The sequence below is a fragment of the Stenomitos frigidus ULC18 genome, assembly GCF_003003795.1.
In the GTDB taxonomy this organism is placed as follows: Bacteria; Cyanobacteriota; Cyanobacteriia; order Leptolyngbyales; family Leptolyngbyaceae; genus Stenomitos; species Stenomitos frigidus_A.
In genome coordinates this window covers 112,509-132,187 of the sequence record NZ_PVWK01000159.1, presented here as the reverse complement: position 1 = coordinate 132,187, position 19,679 = coordinate 112,509, and the positions used below count along the sequence as shown (strand labels likewise).

At 50.2% G+C, this 19,679-nt stretch carries 21 protein-coding genes and 1 tRNA gene; 14 read left to right on the top strand and 8 right to left on the bottom strand.

Going from position 1 to position 19,679, the window contains the following annotated elements; translation table 11 throughout:
- The first annotated feature begins 485 nt into the window (after positions 1 to 485).
- Positions 486 to 1,619, top strand: a complete 1,134-nt coding sequence (locus C7B82_RS30255) for a sulfotransferase family protein (protein ID WP_106260966.1) — start codon at positions 486 to 488, stop codon at positions 1,617 to 1,619.
- A 515-nt stretch (positions 1,620 to 2,134) separates the two neighbouring features.
- Complete coding sequence (gene cysC, locus C7B82_RS30250) at positions 2,135 to 2,782, top strand: adenylyl-sulfate kinase (RefSeq protein WP_106260964.1); 648 nt, start codon at positions 2,135 to 2,137, stop codon at positions 2,780 to 2,782.
- A gap of 8 nt (positions 2,783 to 2,790) precedes the next feature.
- On the opposite strand, the gene C7B82_RS30245 is transcribed toward cysC, so the two are convergent.
- The gene (locus C7B82_RS30245; RefSeq protein ID WP_106260963.1) at positions 2,791 to 3,015 is read right to left on the bottom strand and encodes a hypothetical protein; all 225 of its coding nucleotides are present in this window, start codon (positions 3,013 to 3,015) and stop codon (positions 2,791 to 2,793) included.
- 281 nt (positions 3,016 to 3,296) lie between these two features.
- On the opposite strand from C7B82_RS30245, the gene C7B82_RS30240 reads away from it, so the two are divergent.
- On the top strand, positions 3,297 to 4,730 hold the full coding sequence (locus tag C7B82_RS30240; RefSeq protein ID WP_106260961.1) for a type IV pilus twitching motility protein PilT: 1,434 nt from the start codon (positions 3,297 to 3,299) through the stop codon (positions 4,728 to 4,730).
- Positions 4,731 to 4,746: 16 nt separating this feature from the next.
- On the top strand, positions 4,747 to 5,514 hold the full coding sequence (locus C7B82_RS30235) for a circadian clock KaiB family protein (protein WP_106260960.1): 768 nt from the start codon (positions 4,747 to 4,749) through the stop codon (positions 5,512 to 5,514).
- Between the two features lie 212 nt (positions 5,515 to 5,726).
- Here C7B82_RS30235 and C7B82_RS30230 read toward each other — a convergent pair whose 3' ends face one another.
- Complete coding sequence (locus C7B82_RS30230; protein WP_106260958.1) at positions 5,727 to 6,026, bottom strand: DUF3493 domain-containing protein; 300 nt, start codon at positions 6,024 to 6,026, stop codon at positions 5,727 to 5,729.
- Between the two features lie 91 nt (positions 6,027 to 6,117).
- On the opposite strand from C7B82_RS30230, the gene C7B82_RS30225 reads away from it, so the two are divergent.
- Positions 6,118 to 6,189: transfer RNA gene (locus tag C7B82_RS30225), tRNA-Thr, on the top strand.
- Here C7B82_RS30225 and C7B82_RS30220 read toward each other — a convergent pair.
- A complete protein-coding gene (locus tag C7B82_RS30220; protein ID WP_106260957.1) occupies positions 6,190 to 6,399 on the bottom strand; it encodes an Asr1405/Asl0597 family protein in 210 nt (69 codons plus the stop codon).
- 113 nt (positions 6,400 to 6,512) lie between these two features.
- On the opposite strand from C7B82_RS30220, the gene C7B82_RS34875 reads away from it, so the two are divergent.
- Together C7B82_RS34875 and C7B82_RS30205 are read left to right on the top strand one after the other, a co-directional pair.
- Positions 6,513 to 6,608, top strand: coding sequence for a 4Fe-4S binding protein (locus C7B82_RS34875; protein WP_422632158.1), 96 nt, complete (start codon positions 6,513 to 6,515; stop codon positions 6,606 to 6,608).
- Between the two features lie 2 nt (positions 6,609 to 6,610).
- A complete protein-coding gene (locus C7B82_RS30205; RefSeq protein WP_106260956.1) occupies positions 6,611 to 7,240 on the top strand; it encodes a class I SAM-dependent methyltransferase in 630 nt (209 codons plus the stop codon).
- A gap of 50 nt (positions 7,241 to 7,290) precedes the next feature.
- On the opposite strand, the gene C7B82_RS30200 is transcribed toward C7B82_RS30205, so the two are convergent.
- Positions 7,291 to 7,500, bottom strand: a complete 210-nt coding sequence (locus tag C7B82_RS30200) for a TOBE domain-containing protein (RefSeq protein ID WP_245940165.1) — start codon at positions 7,498 to 7,500, stop codon at positions 7,291 to 7,293.
- A 347-nt stretch (positions 7,501 to 7,847) separates the two neighbouring features.
- On the opposite strand from C7B82_RS30200, the gene modA reads away from it, so the two are divergent.
- The 3 genes from modA to C7B82_RS30185 all read left to right on the top strand — a co-directional run bounded on the left by modA (position 7,848) and on the right by C7B82_RS30185 (position 12,935).
- On the top strand, positions 7,848 to 8,615 hold the full coding sequence (modA, locus tag C7B82_RS30195; RefSeq protein ID WP_245940164.1) for a molybdate ABC transporter substrate-binding protein: 768 nt from the start codon (positions 7,848 to 7,850) through the stop codon (positions 8,613 to 8,615).
- A 12-nt stretch (positions 8,616 to 8,627) separates the two neighbouring features.
- Positions 8,628 to 10,475, top strand: coding sequence for a molybdate ABC transporter permease subunit (modB, locus tag C7B82_RS30190; RefSeq protein ID WP_106260951.1), 1,848 nt, complete (start codon positions 8,628 to 8,630; stop codon positions 10,473 to 10,475).
- A gap of 147 nt (positions 10,476 to 10,622) precedes the next feature.
- Entirely contained in the window at positions 10,623 to 12,935 is a 2,313-nt protein-coding gene (locus C7B82_RS30185; protein ID WP_106260950.1) for a GUN4 domain-containing protein, read from the top strand.
- An 87-nt stretch (positions 12,936 to 13,022) separates the two neighbouring features.
- Here C7B82_RS30185 and C7B82_RS30180 read toward each other — a convergent pair whose 3' ends face one another.
- Positions 13,023 to 13,616, bottom strand: a complete 594-nt coding sequence (locus tag C7B82_RS30180; RefSeq protein WP_106260948.1) for an REP-associated tyrosine transposase — start codon at positions 13,614 to 13,616, stop codon at positions 13,023 to 13,025.
- Between the two features lie 227 nt (positions 13,617 to 13,843).
- On the opposite strand from C7B82_RS30180, the gene C7B82_RS30175 reads away from it, so the two are divergent.
- The 4 genes from C7B82_RS30175 to C7B82_RS30160 all read left to right on the top strand — a co-directional run bounded on the left by C7B82_RS30175 (position 13,844) and on the right by C7B82_RS30160 (position 18,245).
- On the top strand, positions 13,844 to 14,017 hold the full coding sequence (locus C7B82_RS30175; protein ID WP_106260947.1) for a ParB N-terminal domain-containing protein: 174 nt from the start codon (positions 13,844 to 13,846) through the stop codon (positions 14,015 to 14,017).
- 209 nt (positions 14,018 to 14,226) lie between these two features.
- The gene (locus C7B82_RS30170; protein ID WP_106260945.1) at positions 14,227 to 15,003 is read left to right on the top strand and encodes an alpha/beta fold hydrolase; all 777 of its coding nucleotides are present in this window, start codon (positions 14,227 to 14,229) and stop codon (positions 15,001 to 15,003) included.
- A gap of 280 nt (positions 15,004 to 15,283) precedes the next feature.
- Positions 15,284 to 16,036 (top strand): class I SAM-dependent methyltransferase, encoded by a 753-nt coding sequence (locus C7B82_RS30165; protein ID WP_106260944.1) that lies wholly within the window; start codon positions 15,284 to 15,286, stop codon positions 16,034 to 16,036.
- Positions 16,037 to 16,232: 196 nt separating this feature from the next.
- The gene (locus C7B82_RS30160) at positions 16,233 to 18,245 is read left to right on the top strand and encodes a DUF3352 domain-containing protein (protein ID WP_106260942.1); all 2,013 of its coding nucleotides are present in this window, start codon (positions 16,233 to 16,235) and stop codon (positions 18,243 to 18,245) included.
- Between the two features lie 14 nt (positions 18,246 to 18,259).
- Here C7B82_RS30160 and C7B82_RS30155 read toward each other — a convergent pair whose 3' ends face one another.
- From C7B82_RS30155 to C7B82_RS30145, 3 genes are read right to left on the bottom strand one after another with little or no spacing between them, the layout of a single operon-like run.
- The gene (locus C7B82_RS30155; RefSeq protein WP_106260941.1) at positions 18,260 to 19,057 is read right to left on the bottom strand and encodes a toll/interleukin-1 receptor domain-containing protein; all 798 of its coding nucleotides are present in this window, start codon (positions 19,055 to 19,057) and stop codon (positions 18,260 to 18,262) included.
- A gap of 59 nt (positions 19,058 to 19,116) precedes the next feature.
- The gene (locus C7B82_RS30150; RefSeq protein ID WP_106260939.1) at positions 19,117 to 19,365 is read right to left on the bottom strand and encodes a type II toxin-antitoxin system HicA family toxin; all 249 of its coding nucleotides are present in this window, start codon (positions 19,363 to 19,365) and stop codon (positions 19,117 to 19,119) included.
- Positions 19,358 to 19,591 (bottom strand): type II toxin-antitoxin system HicB family antitoxin, encoded by a 234-nt coding sequence (locus C7B82_RS30145; protein WP_106260938.1) that lies wholly within the window; start codon positions 19,589 to 19,591, stop codon positions 19,358 to 19,360. Before C7B82_RS30145 ends, C7B82_RS30150 begins: the two co-directional genes overlap by 8 nt.
- Positions 19,592 to 19,679 lie beyond the last annotated feature (88 nt).

Below are 19,679 nucleotides of genomic sequence, written 5' to 3'. Positions count from 1 at the left end.
AACGATTTCGGTTTCCCTCGAAATTGGCTCATTCATGAACCGTTACATACCTGAGCTTTGTAACCCTCAGCTACTTATTTTCTTAGTTGGGCACTTTAAAGATCTAGTAAAAACTCGGTCGGTTATTTCTTTTTTTCATTAATTCTTTACATTAACTACCGGGATCTCTCTCCTAGGACGGAGAATACTAGAACAGGCCTAACGAGTTATTCAACGCTACTAAGTAAAAACACTTAAGTAAGCTGAAGATCGTTGCTTGCTTTCAGTTATCAGCACACTCCTATGAAGAAACAAGCTGCAACTTATAACTGCAATCCTGTTTAGCTTAATTTTGTCCACTTCCTGATTGATCGCCCACTCATTTAGTCGTGCTCCTTAAACCAAAAGGAGAAAAGATGTGCTGCAGTCCTGCTGCGAATTTGGCTTTCATATTTTATTTTCGATACAATTGGAGATCAGAAATTATGATGTGGAGATTTTCTTAGATGCAAACCACCGAGAAAAACCAGCAGCCTATTCTGATTATTGCAGGCATGCATCGATCGGGGACGTCTTTAACAACAGCGCTTCTACAAAGTGCTGGTTTGGATATTGGACAAAGTCTTTTAGAAGAAAGTTCCAGTAATGTTAAAGGGCATTTTGAAAACCTTAATTTTCTCAATTTTCATCGAGAGGCTCTAGGCTCGATAGGCCTCAATAACGATGGCTGGACAGTCGCGAATACGATCAACGTTCCCGAATACTATGTTGATCAAGCGAGGATACTGATCCGGGATAATGCTTCCTCGACCCAACCCTGGGGTTGGAAAGATCCCAGAACCACCCTTTTCCTAAATTTTTGGGAAAATTTACTTCCGGACGCAAAATTTCTTTTGGTCTATCGGTCACCCTGGGAAGTTATTGATTCCATCTACCGTAGGGGAGACGTCACATTTCGTCAAAACCCTGAGTTCGCTCTAGCGATATGGATGAATTATAACCAGCTAGTGTTGGATTTTTATCAGCGTTTTTCTGAAAAATGTTTGTTGATTCATCTCAAGCAGATCGTCGATCGCCCGACTGCTTTCGTAGAGTTGCTCAGCCAGCACTTAAGCATGCCATTGAGCTCTCCTAAAGAAGAAATTTACGACGCCTCTTTGCTGAAAACGCAAGCATTACAGTCTCAGCGAGCGCTTCTGATACAGCGCTATTTTCCGAATCCGTATGCTCTGTATCAACAGCTTAATGAGGCAGCCGCTTTTGAAGATGCTGCGGTACAGATTAATCAAGAGCTCATTTCACCCACTGCCTGGTTGCTCAAAGATTGGTTAGATTTACGCGGCTTAAGCAATCAAGTCACTGCTTTGCAGAGTCAGCTCTCCTCGTCCCAAGCAGAACTCGCAAACATTGCTCAAGAGCGTCAGCAGCTTCAAGCAGCAAACCAGGCGCTTCAAGATATCAATCAAACACTCCAGAAGGATTTTTCTACATGCGTAGAGAGCAGAAATCAGCTTAAAGATCAATTTCACCAGCAGCTTGAGCAAACACATGCTGCTATTGCTGCTATGAAAACCAGTAAATTTTGGAAGCTAAGAACACAGTGGATTCAACTGAAGCAAAGATTCCATCTTAAAGAGTAGTGAACTTGTATACTTCGACGCTTTAATCGTTCTTGGAGAGGATGTCTGAGTAGCTTTCAACCTGCAAAACTGTTTGTAGAATATTCTTTAAAATGAAATGTTTTCTAAACAACCGTTTAAAACGGATCGTTTCCAAGCGTCTTTCAGTGCGATCGCAGGGTAAAAACTCTGAGGAGGTTAAAAATTAAATTCTAGCTTGCGGTGGGTTGAGCTTGATTTCTACTCTATGCATGAGACTTTGCTTGATGTTTAACCGCTGGAAATGAACACTCCTCTTAATCGCTTTTAGCTGCTTAGATGACTCAACGTTGAGTAAGTTAATGTTTCCGGATCATTCCTGAAAATGACATAAGTAAAGATAAAGGTAATGGTGCAGACAGAATTGATAGCCCAAATTGATCAGCATGTCTCTACTGCTTGAGTCAGGCCTCTGAAGTTGTTTAAACCGTTTGCCAGCTTGATAAGAAAGTCATTGCTCAAAATACACAAATAAAAAAATAAGGTTGGGTTCATTCATGAAGACGAATGGTATGGTCATTTGGCTCACTGGGCTGAGTGGTGCGGGCAAGACGACGATCGCAAAAACCTTGGAGTGCTTACTTTTAGAACGGCAGCTTAACGTTGAGGTGCTGGATGGCGATATCATTCGCACCAACTTATCTAAAGGTCTCGGTTATACCAAAGAAGATCGAGACACCAATATTAGACGAGTCGGTTTCGTTGCCAATCTATTGAGCCGCAATGGGGTCATCGTCATCGTTGCGACGATTAGCCCGCATCGTCTGGTACGTGATGAAATGAGAGCAATGATGCATAACTTTCTCGAAGTTTATGTCAATGCACCTTTCGCTATCTGTGAATCGCGTGATGTTAAAGGCTTGTATGCAGCAGCGAGAATGGGGGAAGTAAAGGAGTTTACCGGTCTTGATGCGCCGTATGAAGCGCCCCTAAAGCCTGACATCACTTGCTTTACGGATCAAGAAACGGTAGAAGAGAGTGTCGCCAAAATCATGCAAGCGCTAAGCTGTGCTAGCGTCTGGGATGACAGCCAGCTAGAGCCAGCGATCTTGGAGTATCACCACGATCGACGCAGTTTGCCAGCACGTCAGCGCAAAGCCTCGCCTACCAAAGATGCAGCTTACCAGCACGCATCCTTGCATTAGTGAGCGTTTTAAGCTGGTTGGCATTTACCAGCGCGGATTAAACCAACACGCCTGGCGATCGCTTCTGACTGAGAGGCATAGGGGCCCCAACGCTCTAGAGCAGGTGGCTCCTCTATTTCCGGCTGAGGCTCAGGCTTCGGAGACTCAGCCTCACTGCCAGGCACAATACTGCACTGACCATTGTCTTGTTTGACGATGTACCAGGCTTCGGTCTTACTCTCGGTGTGGCTCATAAACTCTTTTTCACGAGATTCAGCCTCGCAATGATAGGACAACGGTCGTTATGGGAAAACTGCTCTAGAGATGGGTGTCTGTTATTTTAGTAAAGACGCGCAGCGTAGACAAACGATCGCAGTTGCCTGAGCAACCATGGGTGCACTACACGGACTGCCTGATAAAGCCTACACGCGTTGTTTTGCTGCTCAGCTACCATCGCTACCGGCATTACTGCACGGGTTTTAACGAGAGTCCGTTGATCGCGTTTATCGCTCTACGCTTTGTAGAGAAGTAGCATATGACAGAACCACAGCGTCCACCGAGTTCGCCGCCGCCGCGTGTCCCGCCGGCGCCCCCGCCGCCGGTGCGCATGCCTGCCAACAATGGTACGACAATCGCTGCCACGCAACAGATGACAGCAGCCATGCCCGCTGGCGGCGCAACACCAACGATGATCTCTACCGTGCCTGCTGGGCTGCAAAACCAAACGGTTGTGTCAACTCAGCCTGCGAGTGTTGTCACGCCTACTGGGGTGTCGGCTCATACGCCACCTCCGGCTCCGCCTCAAACCGTTGTTTCTACGCCTGTTGCGGCCGCTCCTCCCCCTCCGGCGGGGCATCGACCCACGGCACCACCATCAATGCCTGCGAACGCACGCAAACCTAGCCAGGGATCTCCAACGCTGGCAGAAATTGTGCGGCATGCTTTCGATAAAGGCTACTCAGATGTTCACGCGGGTGTCGGTGAAGTGCCACGTTTTCGGAACCGGGGCGAAATTGATCCCACTGACTGGCCCGTCACCGATCGCGAAACCTTTTATAGCTGGCTGCACGAAATCCTCAGCGAAGAAGACATCCGCGAATTTGAAGAAACTCTGGATTTTGACGCGGCCACTCAGTACGACTTTGCCCGCGTGCGCATCAATATCTTTGACTCCTTACATGGTCCGGCAATGGTACTGCGGTTGATTCCGCTCAAAATCTTGACGATGGAGCAGCTGAACCTGCCACCCGTTTTCAAAGACGTTTGCCACTATCACAAAGGGCTGGTTCTAGTCACAGGGCCGACAGGCTCCGGTAAGTCCACCACGATGGCAGCCATGATTGACTACATCAACAAGGAGATGCCGAAGCACATCATTACCATCGAAGACCCGATTGAATTTGTGCACAAGAGTCAGAAGTCGTTGATCAAACATCGCGAAGTCGGCATCCACACCCGCAAGTTTGATAATGCGCTGAAGGCTGCCCTTCGGGAAGATCCGGATTTAATTCTGGTGGGTGAAATGCGGGATAAAGAGACGGTCAACACGGCCCTTAAAGCGGCTCAGACGGGTCACCTTGTCATGGGGACACTGCATACAAACAGTGCGGTCAAGACGATCGAGCGGATTTTGCAGTTGTTTGAACCAGAGCAGCAGGAGCCGATTCGGATTTCGCTGGCAGAGTCAATGGTTGCAGTTATTTCTCAAGGCCTGTGCCGGACGACTGATGGCAAACGGGCAGCATTCCACGATATTCTGATCAACACGGATGCAATTAAAGATTTCATTCGGCGAGGCGAAATCGAGGAGATTGAGCAGATCATCCCGCGTTGCACCTTTGACGGCATGTGTACGATGAATCAGTCGCTTTACAAACTCTATGAAGCGGGACGGATTACAGAAGAAGTTGCCTTGGAGATGTCGCCGAAGCCCAATGAAATGGCGCAGTCGCTGAGAGGGCGTGTGTAGCCAACTATAGGAAAAGATGTTGAACCCAGATCCCCTTCCTAACCCCGGTGTATTTAAGGGCATTGCGCTGTTTACGCCCGGAGGCGGTCTGGTTTATGGCATCGATTACAAGAAGCAAGAACGCTGGCATTTACACCTTTGTGCTGCGCTACAGGATCTTCTGAGCCTGCCAGAACCGCCTCATTTTTTGGTTCCCTGCTATACCGCAACGGTCGATCGCTGGTTTGACTCTCGGACACAACGGTTACTCACTGCTGCTGAGGCCTCGCCCTTGGTACTGAGATATCAGACGTTACTGAATGCTGTCTTTGGTCTCGACGATTTGCATTGGCAGCCAACCGTTTTGAAAGAAGGCGTCTGCGACGCGGTCGTGTTGGCGACCTACCGAAAACAGTTTCCGCAACTGTGGGAACCCCACGATTTAGTGGTGCGGTCTGAGCAGGCGGAACCCTATGCCCAAAGCCACCAAGGGGCTCAAACCGCAGCCATAGAACCGCCTCTACTGCACCCAGCAGCAACAGGCTACGTGCTACGACTCTTTGTTTCGGGACATAGCGTCGCTACGGAGCGGACGCTGCAAACCCTGCATCGGCTCCTGGAGGAGTCCCTCAGTCACCTGTATACACTTAAGGTTATTGATGTGTCGCAACATCCTGAGCAGGCAGAGCTTGATCAGGTTTCGGCAACACCAACGTTGGTTAAAGTGTGGCCTCGTCCAGTGCGCCGTATTGTTGGAGATTTGGATAATATTGACCAACTCCTACGCATTCTGGGTTCAGACTAAAGCCTTACATGCAGATACCGGAAGCACTTCTTGTGGGTATAGTGAAGGCGATTCTGCCAACAAAGCATGAGGGCGTTGTGGTACTTGAGGCTGCTTTGTAAGTACCCCTTTTTGCTATGAGGGCGGTAGACAAGGAGCGCGAAACACCCTCACGAAAGTTATCTCTCAAAAAAGTCATCTCTCAAAGATTGACCCTCAAAGCAGCACCAAAATCACGAATCCGATTTACGTTCTGCTTTGCCTTCAAGACGAAAAAGCCAGACCATCAACACGACAACTCCAACTTGCAACGCTAGATTAGGCAAGATAGCACTCACCTCTTGGCCGGCCAAAAGTTGCATGAGGAAAATGAAAGCACCGATCGCTCCCGACGAAGCCAAGCCGATGTAGACAAATTTACGCAAGCTCCGATACGGTGCAGCTGCTTCGGCTTTCAAAAAGGCATATTTTTCAGGGTCTGTCTGCTTGAGCGTAAGGCGTTTTTCCGCTCCGCTCGATCGCTTATTTGCCATGACTCTCTCATTTGTTGGCTTACCTTACCTCTTTACCCTACACTGCATACCCAATGAAAACACTAAGCCTGTTATACTGTTTAATCGATATGCCGATGTGGCTCAGTGGTAGAGCACTCGATTCGTAATCGAGCGGTCGGGGGTTCAAATCCCCCCATCGGCTTCAAATGTACGTTCGCCCATTAATGTCGTCTTTCGCTGTGTTTGTCATATCATCCAGGCACCAGCAGGGAATCATGGGTTCTTGCAGACGATGGTAGATGCGCCAGCGATCGATGCGAGGCACAGCAACAATATGAGCAACAGAAGCTTTGATAGTCAGCGGATCGTTTATTTGGCTGGTGCCAGAATTTGCAGGAGAACGGGGAGACATTGGAAGTGACTTCGGAAACAGGGTTAGGAATCTTGCTGTTGGGTGAGTTGTTGGACTTGTTGCTCTAGCGTTTCAATCCGATCGAGTAATGCCTTGATGGCGATCGCTTCAGCATCGGGAACCTGCCCGCAAATTGCATTGGTTGCGAAGCCTGTGCTAGAGTTTGTCCTAAAAATTGCCAAACCCACGCTGAACTTGCGATCGTCTGAGCATGACTGAATCCACTCACTCTCACAGTTCTGGACACGATTGGGCAACGTACTATCAGGCAGTAGAAGGTCGCCCACCCCGTGAAACGCTGCTGAAAGCATTGACCAACTTTGATGCAGAGCCGTTACTGGATCGCCCTCGCTTTGCCGTAGATTTGGGTTGCGGTGATGGGCGCGACACGGTGGAATTATTGCGTCGGAACTGGCGTGTTTTAGCAGTTGATGGCGAACAAAAGGCTTTCGATCGGTTGCTGGATCGTCCCGATCTTCAACGCGATCTACTTCAAACTCAACTGATGCGCTTTGAAAATTTGGCTCTGCCCTCTGGAATTGATCTCATTAATGCCAGTTTCTGCCTCCCTTTTTGTCTACCCACAGCGTTCCCTAAGCTTTGGGAAACCATCGTGGCATCGCTCAACCCATGTGGACGGTTTTGTGGACAGCTATTTGGCGATCGTGACTCTTGGGCAATTTATCCTAATCGAACCCATCATACGCGCCAACAAGTGGAAGCACTTTTACAACCCTTTGAAACCGAGTGGTTAGAGGAAGAAGAACATCCGGGCGTAACGGCGATCGGTGAGCAAAAACACTGGCATATTTTTCACGTTGTGGCTCGTGAAAGAGGCTAACCCTGGACCTCCAATTTCTTCAAAAAGTCGGAGGTCTGAAGGCTTTGTTTTTAGTCGATCGCGACCATAACACCACTGGTTTTAACAACAGCATAGGCTTCTTTACCAACACTTAAACCTAAGTTCTCTGCCGAGGCTTTTGTGATCATGGCAGTCATTTCAACGCCTGCTGCAGTTTCAACTTCTGCATTCACAGCCCCAATCTCAATCGCCTTGACCGTTCCGTTACGCCCACTGATTTGCATTTCTAGCTCTTTCAATATGAGATGGAAGTGTAAATTCAATCACTTCTTTCTAATATTTTAGCAGTATATGTAGTTTCATAAAAGAGTATTCTGTTAGTCAGTTTTATTAGTAAAAATAATTGTTAAAGCATCCTTTTAGACGAAGATACCTTGCTGAATGAACAGTTAGCTTGTCAGATCAAGTAGAATCTCATTTCTGTATTTTATTGTCCGCTTAAATTAAATCGATTTGCTTGCAAAATATAATTTTTGATTGCCTAATTAAGCTAATGACTATAGTCTTATTTTAGTAATAGTGCATCATTAATCTATCGGTAGAACACCCCAGAGGTCGTATGAAAAGGCAACGGTTTCTAGTTCTTATGACGCTTTTAGTTCTCGCTTTTGGCGCATCCTTTGGTGTTCGGTTGTTTAATTCTCCAACCGCGATCGCTCAGGCAAACACCCAATTGATTGTCTCTGCTGCTGCCAGTTTGACTGATGCACTGAAAGAATTGGCACCGCTCTATCGTCAGGCGCACTCCAATGTCTCCGTTCGCTATAATTTCGCCAGCTCGGGGGCGCTACAACAGCAAATTGAAAATGGTGCGCCTGCGGATGTATTCATCTCAGCGGCAGAGAAGCAGATGGATGCCTTACAGCAGAAAAGTCTTTTAGTTTCGGATACTCGGCGTAATTTGTTGACCAATCGGCTCGTTTTGGTGGTTCCAACTCGTGCCTCTGGGATCACAAACCTGAAAAGTTTAACCGATCTTCGCGTGAAGCGGATTGCGATCGGCGATCCGCGTAGCGTCCCAGCCGGACAATACGCCGAAGAAGCATTGACTAAAGCTGGCGTATGGAAACAATTGAAATCGAAATATGTGCTGGCAAGTAACGTCCGACAGGTATTGCAGTTTGTAGAAGCAGGCAATGTTGATGCGGGATTGGTGTATCTGACCGATGCCAAAACCACCAATAAGGTGAAAATTGCCCAAACCATTCCAGCGAATTTGCACTCGCCGATTGTGTATCCGATCGCGGTATTGAAAAATAGCCGGAATCAAACTGTTTCTAGGAATTTTGTGCAGTTTTTGCTGAGCAATTCAGCCAAGAAAGTGTTTACAAAATACGGCTTTACCGTGAGCTAACCTAGAGAACCGATGGAACTGGATCTTTCCCCGTTATGGCTTTCGCTCAAGGTGGCTGGTACTGCTACCGTAGCCACGTTTTTCATGGGCATCTTTGCTGCCTATAGAATGCTGGGGGATCGGGGACGCTGGCGATCGCTGCTGGAGGGCATTCTCATTTCGCCGCTCATTTTGCCGCCTACAGTGGTGGGATTTCTACTGCTGCTGCTGTTCGGCAAAAACGGCCCTCTCGGACAACTGATGGAATCGTTTGATTTCACGATTATCTTCACCTGGTACGCCGGAGTGGTCGCCGCGATCGTGGTGTCGTTCCCGCTGATGTATAAAACGGCATTGGGGGCGTTTGAACAAATCGACAGTAGCTTATTGCACGTCGCCAGAACGCTCGGAGCCTCGGAACGACGGATCTTTTGGCAAATCCTCTTGCCGTTGGCGATGCCTGGACTGGTGGCAGGTGTCACGCTCGCCTTTGCTCGCGCTTTGGGAGAATTTGGTGCCACGCTCATGCTGGCAGGCAATATTCCTGGGGAAACCCAAACGATGCCGATGGCCATCTACTTTGCGGTGGAAGCAGGCGACATGGGATTGGCATGGCTATGGGCGATCGCCATTATGGCAATTTCCCTTTCTGGTTTGATGGTTGTGAATCTGTGGCAGCAGCACTATGAAGAGAAGCGGCAGCGATCGGACGGAGGTTTGCTCGAAGCCAATGAACCCGTAAATCGAGGTGGCAAACGCACAGAACCTGCTCGCTTAGGGCAATGGATTAACCCGCCGTTAAGCAATACGGCAACAGGATTGTTCGTCACGATTGAAAAGCAATTAGCAAACTTCAAACTCGATATCGCGTTTACAGCACTGCCAGAAACCTTGGGTATCCTCGGTGGTTCAGGTTCAGGGAAAAGTATGACCCTCCGCTGTATCGCAGGGGTGGAAACGCCGACCAAGGGGCGTATTGTCTTGAATGGACGCACCCTCTTTGATGCAGGCAAACGCATTAATCTACCCAGCCATAAACGTCATGTCAGTCTGGTCTTTCAAAACTATGCCCTGTTTCCCCACATGACCGTTGCTCAAAATATTGCCTTTGGGTTGCAGCGTCTACCCAAAACATTGCGCCGACAACGAGTGTCTCAACAGCTTGCTTCAGTCCAACTACAAGGACTGGGCGATCGCTATCCCCATCAGCTTTCGGGAGGACAACAACAGCGGGTGGCGCTGGCACGGGCGCTGGCAACCGAACCGGAAGCGCTGTTGTTAGACGAGCCCTTCTCAGCACTGGATACCCATCTCCGTAGCCAGATGGAACAACAACTGATGGAAACCTTGTCTACCTATCCAGGTATTACGTTGTTTGTTACTCATAACCTGGAGGAGGCATACCGTCTTTGTGGGATGCTGATGGTGATGTCCGGGGGAAGCGCGATCGCCTATGGCTCTAAGCATCAGATTTTTGAGCATCCCAAGACCGTGAGGGTGGCTCAACTTACAGGCTGTAAAAACTTCTCCCGCGTGGTGGTGCAGGGTTCTGGCTTTGTGGAAGCAACGGATTGGGGCATTACGTTGCAAGTGCTGGAAGCCATTCCCGATCGCCTCACGGATATTGGCATTCGTGCCCATCAAATCAGCATCATGCCCGCTCCTGATAGCGACAATACTTATCCCTGTTGGCTGGCTGCAACCAGCGAAACCCCGCACCGCATGACGCTATTCCTCAAATTCAACACCGCACCCACTGATGCACAGGACTATCACGTGCAGGCAGAGGTCTTCAAAGAAAAGTGGCATGCCATTAAAGATCAGCCGTTTCCCTGGGCTGTGCAGCTTGACCCAGCACGCTTGATTCTCATGGTGGACTGATTCTAGCCCTCCGATGTTTTCAAAAATCTCGGAGGGCTGAGGTTGGCGTCTTAGCAGATGGATCTGAGGAAAGAAGTTGGGTCGATAATTTGGGTTTAGCGAGACTTTAGGTTAAAAAAGAGACATCGCCTTGCCGAGCCAACCCCGATGTCAGAAGAATCGTCTGCCTATTCGCCCACCACGATCGAGAAAGTTTTTGAATTACTCGACAACAAACTGGTTACGTTTGGTATACCAGGGGCATTGAGTTTTGTTGGTGTCACAAAAGCTCGAGAAAGTCATTGGACAGAGGCGTCCTTGTTTTTTGCGGGTGCAGCCGGGGTGTGGATCACGATCAAAATCGGCAAGAAGCTCTCACCCAAGCTGGATCAGGCAATGGATGGGGCGATCGCCAGTATTGAGCGATCGTTCTCAGACCTGCGCTCAGACTTTGAGGGGCAATACCTGAAGCAGCAAGCGATGCTATGCGAAGAATTCACGACTGAAGGCTTTAACCCCGATCGCACCACTCTTCCCCTCCTGGCAGAAGTGTTTGTGCCGTTAGAGTTAAGCGGGGCATTGGGCATCGCTGATTTGGCAGAACCCATCGCCAAAAAAAGCCCGTCGCGTCAACGTAATCGCTGGCAGCGTGACGCAGTGTTGCGATCGGACAATCTCAGCATTTGGGATTTGCTGGCACGATCGCAGCGCGATCGCAAATTTCGGCAGATGAGCATTCAGGCAAAAGGCGGCATGGGCAAAACCACCTTGTTGCGCCACATTACCCTCATCTATGGGCTGCGCCAGTATAGACGGTATCGAGCACCCAAACTGGTTCCAGTACTGCTGCGGCTGCGCGATCACACAGAACTGCTCATCCAGGCACAGCCTCCCGGTTTACCCACACTGATTACCGAACACCATGTGCCCAGTCTGGCAAAAAATCAACCCCTGACCCCGCCACCTCAATGGGCAGAAAAACTGTTAGCAAGCGGTGCGGCACTGGTGATGTTTGATGGCTTTGATGAGGTGCCCGATGGCAAGCGACAGGCGGTCAGCCATTGGATTAGCGCCCAGATGCAGGAATATAGCAAAGCGGTTTTTATCGTGACCTCCCGACCTGCGGGCTACAAAGACTATGTGGCGCAGCGTCCAGCCGTACCGATTTTTGTGAACACGTTCAATCCGACGCAGCAGGAAACCTTTATCCGTCGCTGGTACCGCTGTCAGGAGGAGAGCTTCCGCAGTAAAAAACAGCTTCGTCATGCCAGACGAGTGGCAGAGGAACGGGCAGACCAACTCATTGCCCAGTTGCAGCAACGCCGAGCAGAGTTGGGCTACATGGCTGAAAACCCGCTGCTGCTGAATATGCTGGTAACGTTCCATCGGTTTGATCCTGCCAGGGAGTTGCCTCGTCAGCGCCTTGACCTTTATCGAGGTATCGTCAAACTTCAGCTAGACGATCGCCCCAGGGCACGGTTCATTACAATGGTGCTGCCGTTTGAGCGCAGCCTGGAAGTGTTGCAAACACTGGCATTGGAAATGGTGAAAGCAAACCGCATTAAGGTGCCGCACCAGAGCTTGCTGAAGTTTCTGGGGCAACAGCCTGTGTTTCAACGGGAAGAGATCACCCCAGCAGAATGGCTGAAGCAAATTGTAGAAGTGAGCGAGCTACTGGTGGAACGCGAACCGGGAGAATACGAGTTTCCCCATCTCAGCTTTCAAGGTTTCTTTGCGGCAACGCGGCTGGCACAGCCACAGGATATGCCCAGCATCAAGGCAAACGCTCAACTGATTTTGCAACATTGGAATGGAGCCGTCTGGCGCGAAGCCGTCTTGCTCTATACCGCTCAACTCAACCCCAAATTACTGGATCAGGTGATTCGCAAAGCCTGTGAACTGGGCAGCGAAGCGGCAGAACTCTCAATCCTTTGTTTAAAGGAATATCCGCGTCCCGAAAAGCTTAGTGCGGAGTTAGTAGCATCCCTGCAAACGCTCAAAGTGGTGGCTCAAGACTCGAAGTATCAAAAACTAGAAGACCTCTTGAAAGCCCAGCAATGGCGAGACGCAGACCAGGAAACCTATCGGCTGATGATTACCACGGCTGGCAAAGACGAAGGGCAGTGGTTCGATCGCGCCGACCTGGAAAACTTCCCCTGCGAGGATCTCAAAACCCTCGATCGACTCTGGACGCACTACAGCAAAACGCCAGACTACCCCAACGGCAAATGGGGCTTCAGCATCCAAAAGCAGATCTGGCAGGAATGCGGTAGCCCGATGGATTACAATGACGAGTGGAAAAAGTTTGGCGATCGCGTGGGCTGGCGCAAAGGCGGCAACTGGATTGTTAGCTATGACAACCTCACCCTTGACCTTGATAAGTCTCTTAAGGGAGAATTTCCCTGGGGTGTGTGGTTTAGCTGGCTAGGTGTGGGTGGTTTTGGTTTTTGGTCTTCTCTTCTCTCGCGCAGAGACTTGTGAACTGTAGCACGCCACAGTCCTAGGCATTGCCAGACCTCCGAGGTTTTCAAAACCTCGGAGGTCTAAACCCTGTCAGTCTAAACCCATCTACTCATCTAACATGAGCGTCTTGAGGGTTGTTGCAAGCGCCTTGGTCGTGGGAGGCAGATTGCGATCGTCAACCGCCAAAAACGCCTGATATGCTGCCTCAGACACCAATTGCTGCTGCAAAACGTCGAGCCTGGGCAAGGTGCCCGATCGCAGTCCCGCATATTCCAGGTAGCTGGAAAATTCCCAGTCCTTCGGATGCGTCACCAGTCCAGCCTTCACCGGGTTGAGATGGATATAGCGCGTCAGGTGGTACAGATACTCGTCGCTGTCCACTTCAACGGCTTGAAATTGCCCCTGAAACAAAGATCCCACCCGGTTGTAGCGCCGATTCATCGCTTTCGTATAGGCCACCGCTAACCGTTGCATCGCGTCAGAAACCGCCCCGCTTCTGCAACGCACCAGCAAATGGTAATGGTTGGGCATCAAGCAATAGGCAAGCACATCAAGGGTTTCTTCGATCAGATGTCGTCGCACCAGACGCAAAACGTGGAGGTAGTTTTCCCGCTCAAAGAAGATGGGTTGGCGATCGTTCCCACGATTGTAGAGATGGTAGTAACGATCGGGTTGGAACGTGAGCGCGCGGCGTGGCATGAAGATAGCTTGGCTGCAACGACTCTTTTAAGATTCCCAACAAACTCCCAAGACCTCCGAGGTTTTGAAAAGAGAGTGCTAGACCTCCGAGGTTTTCAAAACCTCGGAGGTCTACTACTAAACGAATTTCACTAACTTCAGGAGAAGTCGCATAAACATTCACTCGATCGCCACTGACGATCCCTCGTTCATCCATGCACCGCAGGACGAGTCTGCCCTTTTGATTGATGTCAATCAAAACTCGTGAACAACCCCGTTATTACTTTGACCCCGCAAAGCTAGAGCAGTTGGTGCGATCGATCGCCCAACATGGCATTTTGGAACCGTTGTTGGTACGTCCGTTGAAAACCGATCAATATCGAGCGGTCGCGGGTTCAAATCCTGCCATCGGCTTGAAGTAATGAATGCCCATCATCCAGCACAAGGTTTCGCTATAGCGTATACCACTTTATCGATCGTGAAACGCCTGTAAATTTTCGATCGTGATGGAAGCGACGATCGTTAAAGATTTCTCTTGAGGATCAAGTTGCCCAGTCTATCCTGCTGCTGTTGAGTTTAAAGTAAGTGAGCGATAAAAGTTTTACCTGACCGTTAAAGGAGCTTGGACATCATGACACAGCCCACTCTTGCACACGAAATCATCGGGAATGGGCCAGAGAAAGTGATTGTGATGGGCGGTTGGTTAGGCGACCATACAGTGTTTCAACCGATTTATCCCTGGCTCGATCGCACGACGTTCACGTATTGTTTTGCCGATCCACGCGGTTACGGTGCTTCTCAAAGCCTAGTGGGCAATTACACAAACTCAGAAGCGGCAGGCGATGTGGCAGCACTGGCAACCTCACTGGGTTGGGAAACGTTTCACTACATTGGACACTCCATGATGGGCAAAGTTGCCCAGTACTTGAGTGCTCATTACAGTACCCTTCTCAGGTCTGTGATTGGCGTGACCCCTGTGCCCGCCAGCGCAGTGCCCTTCGATGAAGAGGCCCACAAGCTGTTCGCCACCGCCTGGGAAGTGCCAGCAAATCGTGGCACCATTTGTATGCTGACAACTGGCAATCGCCACACGAACGTTTGGGAGCAGTATATGGTGAGTGAGTCACTGCGAACCACTCACCCTGATGCGTATCGTGGCTACTTTCAGATGTGGTCAACCGAAGACTTTGCGGCTGAAGTCGATGGTTGCGAAGTTCCCTTCCTGGCTATTACAGGGGAACATGATGCCGGGGTGCCCACTGCCTTGGTCAAAGACACCATCCTCCAGTGGTTTAAGAAGGCTGAGTTACACGTCATGAGTAATGCGGGACACTATCCCATGCAAGAGGTTCCGATCCAGTTTGTGACCACATGCGAAGCCTTCATGAGCCGATATGCTAACGGTTGACGTGCGTAAGACGGCAACCGCGCTGCAGTTACGCGTCAGCAACTCTGGAGTGGCACTGCCTATTCAATAATCTGTAAATCTGGCACCCTGTAGAAGCATGGTAAGGCCATACTTCTACGCGAGACATTCGACCTTATTTAATCTGTGTTCCTCACTGACACAAGCTCTAATGGTAATGGAAGTGAATAGTGTGTTGCTGTTGCAAGCCGCTCACTTTTTTACTTGAGTTGGGCTCCGAGACGGTACAGTCGTGCACGTACCTAAGAGTAGTGAGAGCAAGATGATTGATTCCTATAGCTCGATCGTTGAACTGTACCAAAAGTCCAAGCATCTACCCTATCGCTTGCTGGAGCAGCACACATATTTGAGCGTGATCGGCGATGTTGCTAATAAAGCAGTGCTTGATCTGGGCTGCGGTAGTGGCTTTTACACGAGACAATTCAAACAAAGAGGGGCTGCACATGTAGTCGGCGTCGATCTGGCACCCAAGATGATTGAGGCTGCCAGGACGGAAGAGGCAAGAGCGCCATTAGGCCTGACGTACATGGTTGAGGATGTAGCCGCGCTGGGTAACGTTGGTGACTTTGATCTGGTTGTGTCATCCTACTTGCTGAACTGTCTGCCAACACAAGCACTACTGAGAAAAGCCTGCCAAACCATTTTTGCCAACTTAAAGCCTGGTGGACGCTTTGTGACTGTGAATGACAATGTGCAGCAAGCGCCTGAGACCTATGCACTCTGTGAACGTTATGGCTGTATGAAGAGTTTGGCTCATCCGCTTGAACCCGGAACCTCTCTTGAAGAAGGCACCCCGATTCTGTTGTCCTTTTCGATCGAGGGTCAGCCGTTTAGTTTTAACAACTATTACTTTAGTCGAACGACCTACGAGGCGGCTCTACAAAACGCTGGTTTCAAGTCAATTCAGTGGCATCAACCGATGCTCTCTCCGGAAGCGATCCAACAATTTGGTCGAGACTTTTGGAACGATTTTCTGGAGCATTCGCCGATCACCGTGATCGAGTGCAGTGGGTAACGATCGCAGCTACACGCTGACGGCAACAACGCCGATTGTTATAGAGACGAAATTGCGTCTAGGCTTTGCCATCCAGGTCTTATCTGCATCCGTAGCGTGAAATCACCTGCTGTAAATCTTGGCAGTAGTAGCAAAATAGGCTAGGGTTGCCTGAGCAGTTGAGCCTTAAACGCCTACTGTTCAGTTGGACAGATATATGGGGCTGCGTCAATCAGCCTGGGCGCAAAGTCCACTGGCTCAGGCCATGCTCAGGGCGGCTGTGTCTGTCTTTTTTACAGTGAACGAGTGGTTGGAGGAGAAAGCGTTGTTGCGTTATGTTTCCGTATCCTTTTTAGTGGCTGTGGCCATGATGCCTGGTTGTGCGATTGCTCGTGCGGCATCGGTTTTACAGCCGCCAGCCGTCACAACGGTATTACCAGACAATACTCCAGGCTTAGTGCTGGTCAAGGCGACACCCGCTGCCTGGGCAGAGGTCGATCGCTTCAACCCCTTGCCAGCCGCGCTTCGACCACCCTTGACGGTGCCTTTCTTGCCAGCCGCGATCGATTTTACGCAGGATATTCAACCCTGGCTGGGGGATGAAGTCGCACTGGCCCTGGTGCCAACAGCTGGGTCGATCGCGGGTTCAGTGCTGCAAACGTTGGACGCCAGCGGCGTATTGCTGGCACCGATCAAAGATCGCGATCGCTTTAATAGCTTTCTCACTAAGCTCAAGGCGACACGCGGGGAACCCCAAATTGAGCGCGAGTATAAAGGCGTGATCATGCTGCAATGGTCTGCACCGACTGAGGAAAAACCGTCTACTCCAGCAGCGCCTGCCTCCACAACGCAACGCCAAGTCCCACGCTCTTTGCCCCGACAGACGCTGAGTTTTCTGCCGCAGAGTACAGTGTTGCAGAATAAAGCGGTCAAGCCCAAGCCAGAGCTGATAGTGCCACCGCCGATCGCGCCACCAGAGTCTGAGCCATCTGATCCTACGCCTTTAGAACCACCAGCGCCGAAGGGGTTGGCGATCGCCCTCTTGCCTGGAGCAATCGCAGTGGCAGCTCAGGTACATACGCTAGAAGATCTCATTGATGCACGCTCTGAACGGCCACCATTGGCGCAGAATCCACTCTTCCAGCGCACATGGCAGCAACCGCAAACAGAGCGATCGCTGCTGGTAAGCTATGGTGAGGTCGCCGCGATCGCGAAATTTGCGCTGACGATCGCGAAAGCGACACCTGAAGCGACCTTGTCGCTGTTTGGGTTACCATCCCTTTTTGACGAAAGCCGCCTGACTGCCCTGACCAAGCTTTACAACACGGTTGATAGCCGCATGTGGCTGGAGCCAGACGGCATTCACAGTCAGGCCAATTTTTACTACACAACACCTCAGCCTGACCTCGCAACACGGGTCGTTCCTGATGCCAACCAGCTTCTGTCACGGTTGCCCGCTGCTACCTATCTGTCTGCCAACAGCCGTAATTTCAAGCAACAGTGGCAGCGTGCCATTGCCGCACAAACTGATGTGACCAGCCAGCTAGCGATCGCCAGCTTTCGTAATGCCGTGCGCATCGGAACCGGACTGGATCTAGAAAAAGATATTTTTTCCTTGATGGACGGCGAATATGCGCTGTTCTTCTTTCCGGCCACTGGCGGTCTTTTGAACTACTTTCACCCCAAATTAAATTTGGGCGTTGGGTTGATGTTGCAAACCAGCGATCGCGCTGCTGCCGAAGCGGTCTTGAAAAAGCTTGACCAGGCTGCCAAAAAAGACTCGAAAGGTGAAATGACGATCGCGTCTCGTCGGCTCAAAGGGCAACCGATCATCAGTTGGGAAGGTAAAGAAAAGGGCAAAGTGCTCAGCATCCTTGCCCGCACCTGGGTTGATAACAATACCCTGGTGATCACCACTGGCGCAGAGCCCCTGGCAGCACTGACGCCCAAACCGTATCTCCCGCTCCACCGCAACTACACCTTCCAAACGGCGATCGCTAGCTTTCCAACACCAAATGAAGGCTATCTCTACGTCAACATGGGCGCGACGCTTGCGTTTTTTTATAACCTGATTTTGCCGTCTGTACCGAGTGCAGAAAAACCGTTTGTACAGGAATTCCAGCGCCTTGCTGGTACCATTCGTAGCGTCAGCACAACCAATTCCACAACGGCTGACGCGCAGCGAGTAGATTCGCTCTGGGTCTTGGCTCCAGCCAAACAGCCAAAATAGAAGACTCCCTGACGTTAACCCGCCAGGGCTGCCTCGATCGCGTCTAATTCATTCTCTAAAACAGCTAACTGCGCTTCTTCAGCCTGAATCTGTTTCTCTAGCTGAAACTTCGTTGCAGGGTCAACCATAATCGCTAAGCTTTTGCGTAATTGCTGCAACTTTTCGGCCCTTAAATCCAACTCTGGCTGTAGGGCATCCAGTTTTTGCTGGAGGCGGCGTTTTTGGGAGGCCGTTAACCCTACAGGGACTGGCTGCGGGGTGTTTGCTCCGATCGCTGCTTTAGGGGCAGGGGCTTGAGCAGGAACGGATTGACCGGGATTGGATTGACCGGGATTGGATTGACCGGGAAACGGTACGTGCTCTGGCACTTCTCGCTGCACTGGTTTGCCAGGAAAGCTGGGACGTTGGTCGGGCTTCATGCGACCGTCTTTCACGGCTGCTAAAAGCCGCTGTTGGGCTTCGACTTCATCACAGTTGAACACATCGACGTAAACAATCTGGCCTAGCAGACCAGGTGGCTGACAGTTTTCTACGCGAACGGGAAGCAGTTTACGGTTGGCGCTAGTTGGATCTTGGGCAAATGCTGCTGCCCATTCTGATTGCGGAAACGGCTTTTCGAGATAGAGAGTGGAGAGTACCGCGATCGTCCGGTTTGCCTCGATCGCTTTATGCATATCCAGTACAAAGTTGCCGCCGACCCGAAAATCCCATGCCTGGATGACGACGGAGTACTGCGCCTCTTCTAAAACCCAGGCAATCCACTCTGCCCAGGTGCGATCGTTACCCGTATAGCTGATGAAAAAATCTTTCATACTTCCGATTAAGCGCGCCGCAGGTTGCTCCTATCTTAATGGCGTTATTACACGACGATTCATTCACCGTTGTTGTAAAAATAAGGAGCAAGTTCCTCTTCAGGGATGTACTGTGATACTTGCTTTAAAAGGGCTCGACAAGTGCCTGTATCGAGTTGTTTATGATTGGGCACAATCAGGGTTTCATTCCCTGCTGCTCTAATGCGACGTAGTTTGACGTGGCTTCCCTTCTGGCTATAAATTTGAAACCCGAAGGTTTCCAGAATCGTAATGACTTGTGCACCAGATAGTCGCTTGAGCTTAGGCATATTCAGGTTGAAGCTCGAAGGTCACCACTAATGAAGGTTTAGCAACCAGTCCTAGTTGGCTGGGGTCTTCATCCTCTAAGTACAGGGCAACGGCTTCTCGCAGGTTATGACTGACTTCATCTAAGGTGCGGCCCTGAGTGACAACAGACACTTCCTGACACTCGGCAATGTAGCCGCTCTGATCGCCTGGGTAAATGATGGCATGAATGTGTGTTTGTAAAGCCATAACAGTTTTTGAGCTTCTAATTAGTTTCAGGCTAGCACCTGAGGCTATTACTTACCCGATCGCTCTTGTGCTGTATACCCCGATCGCG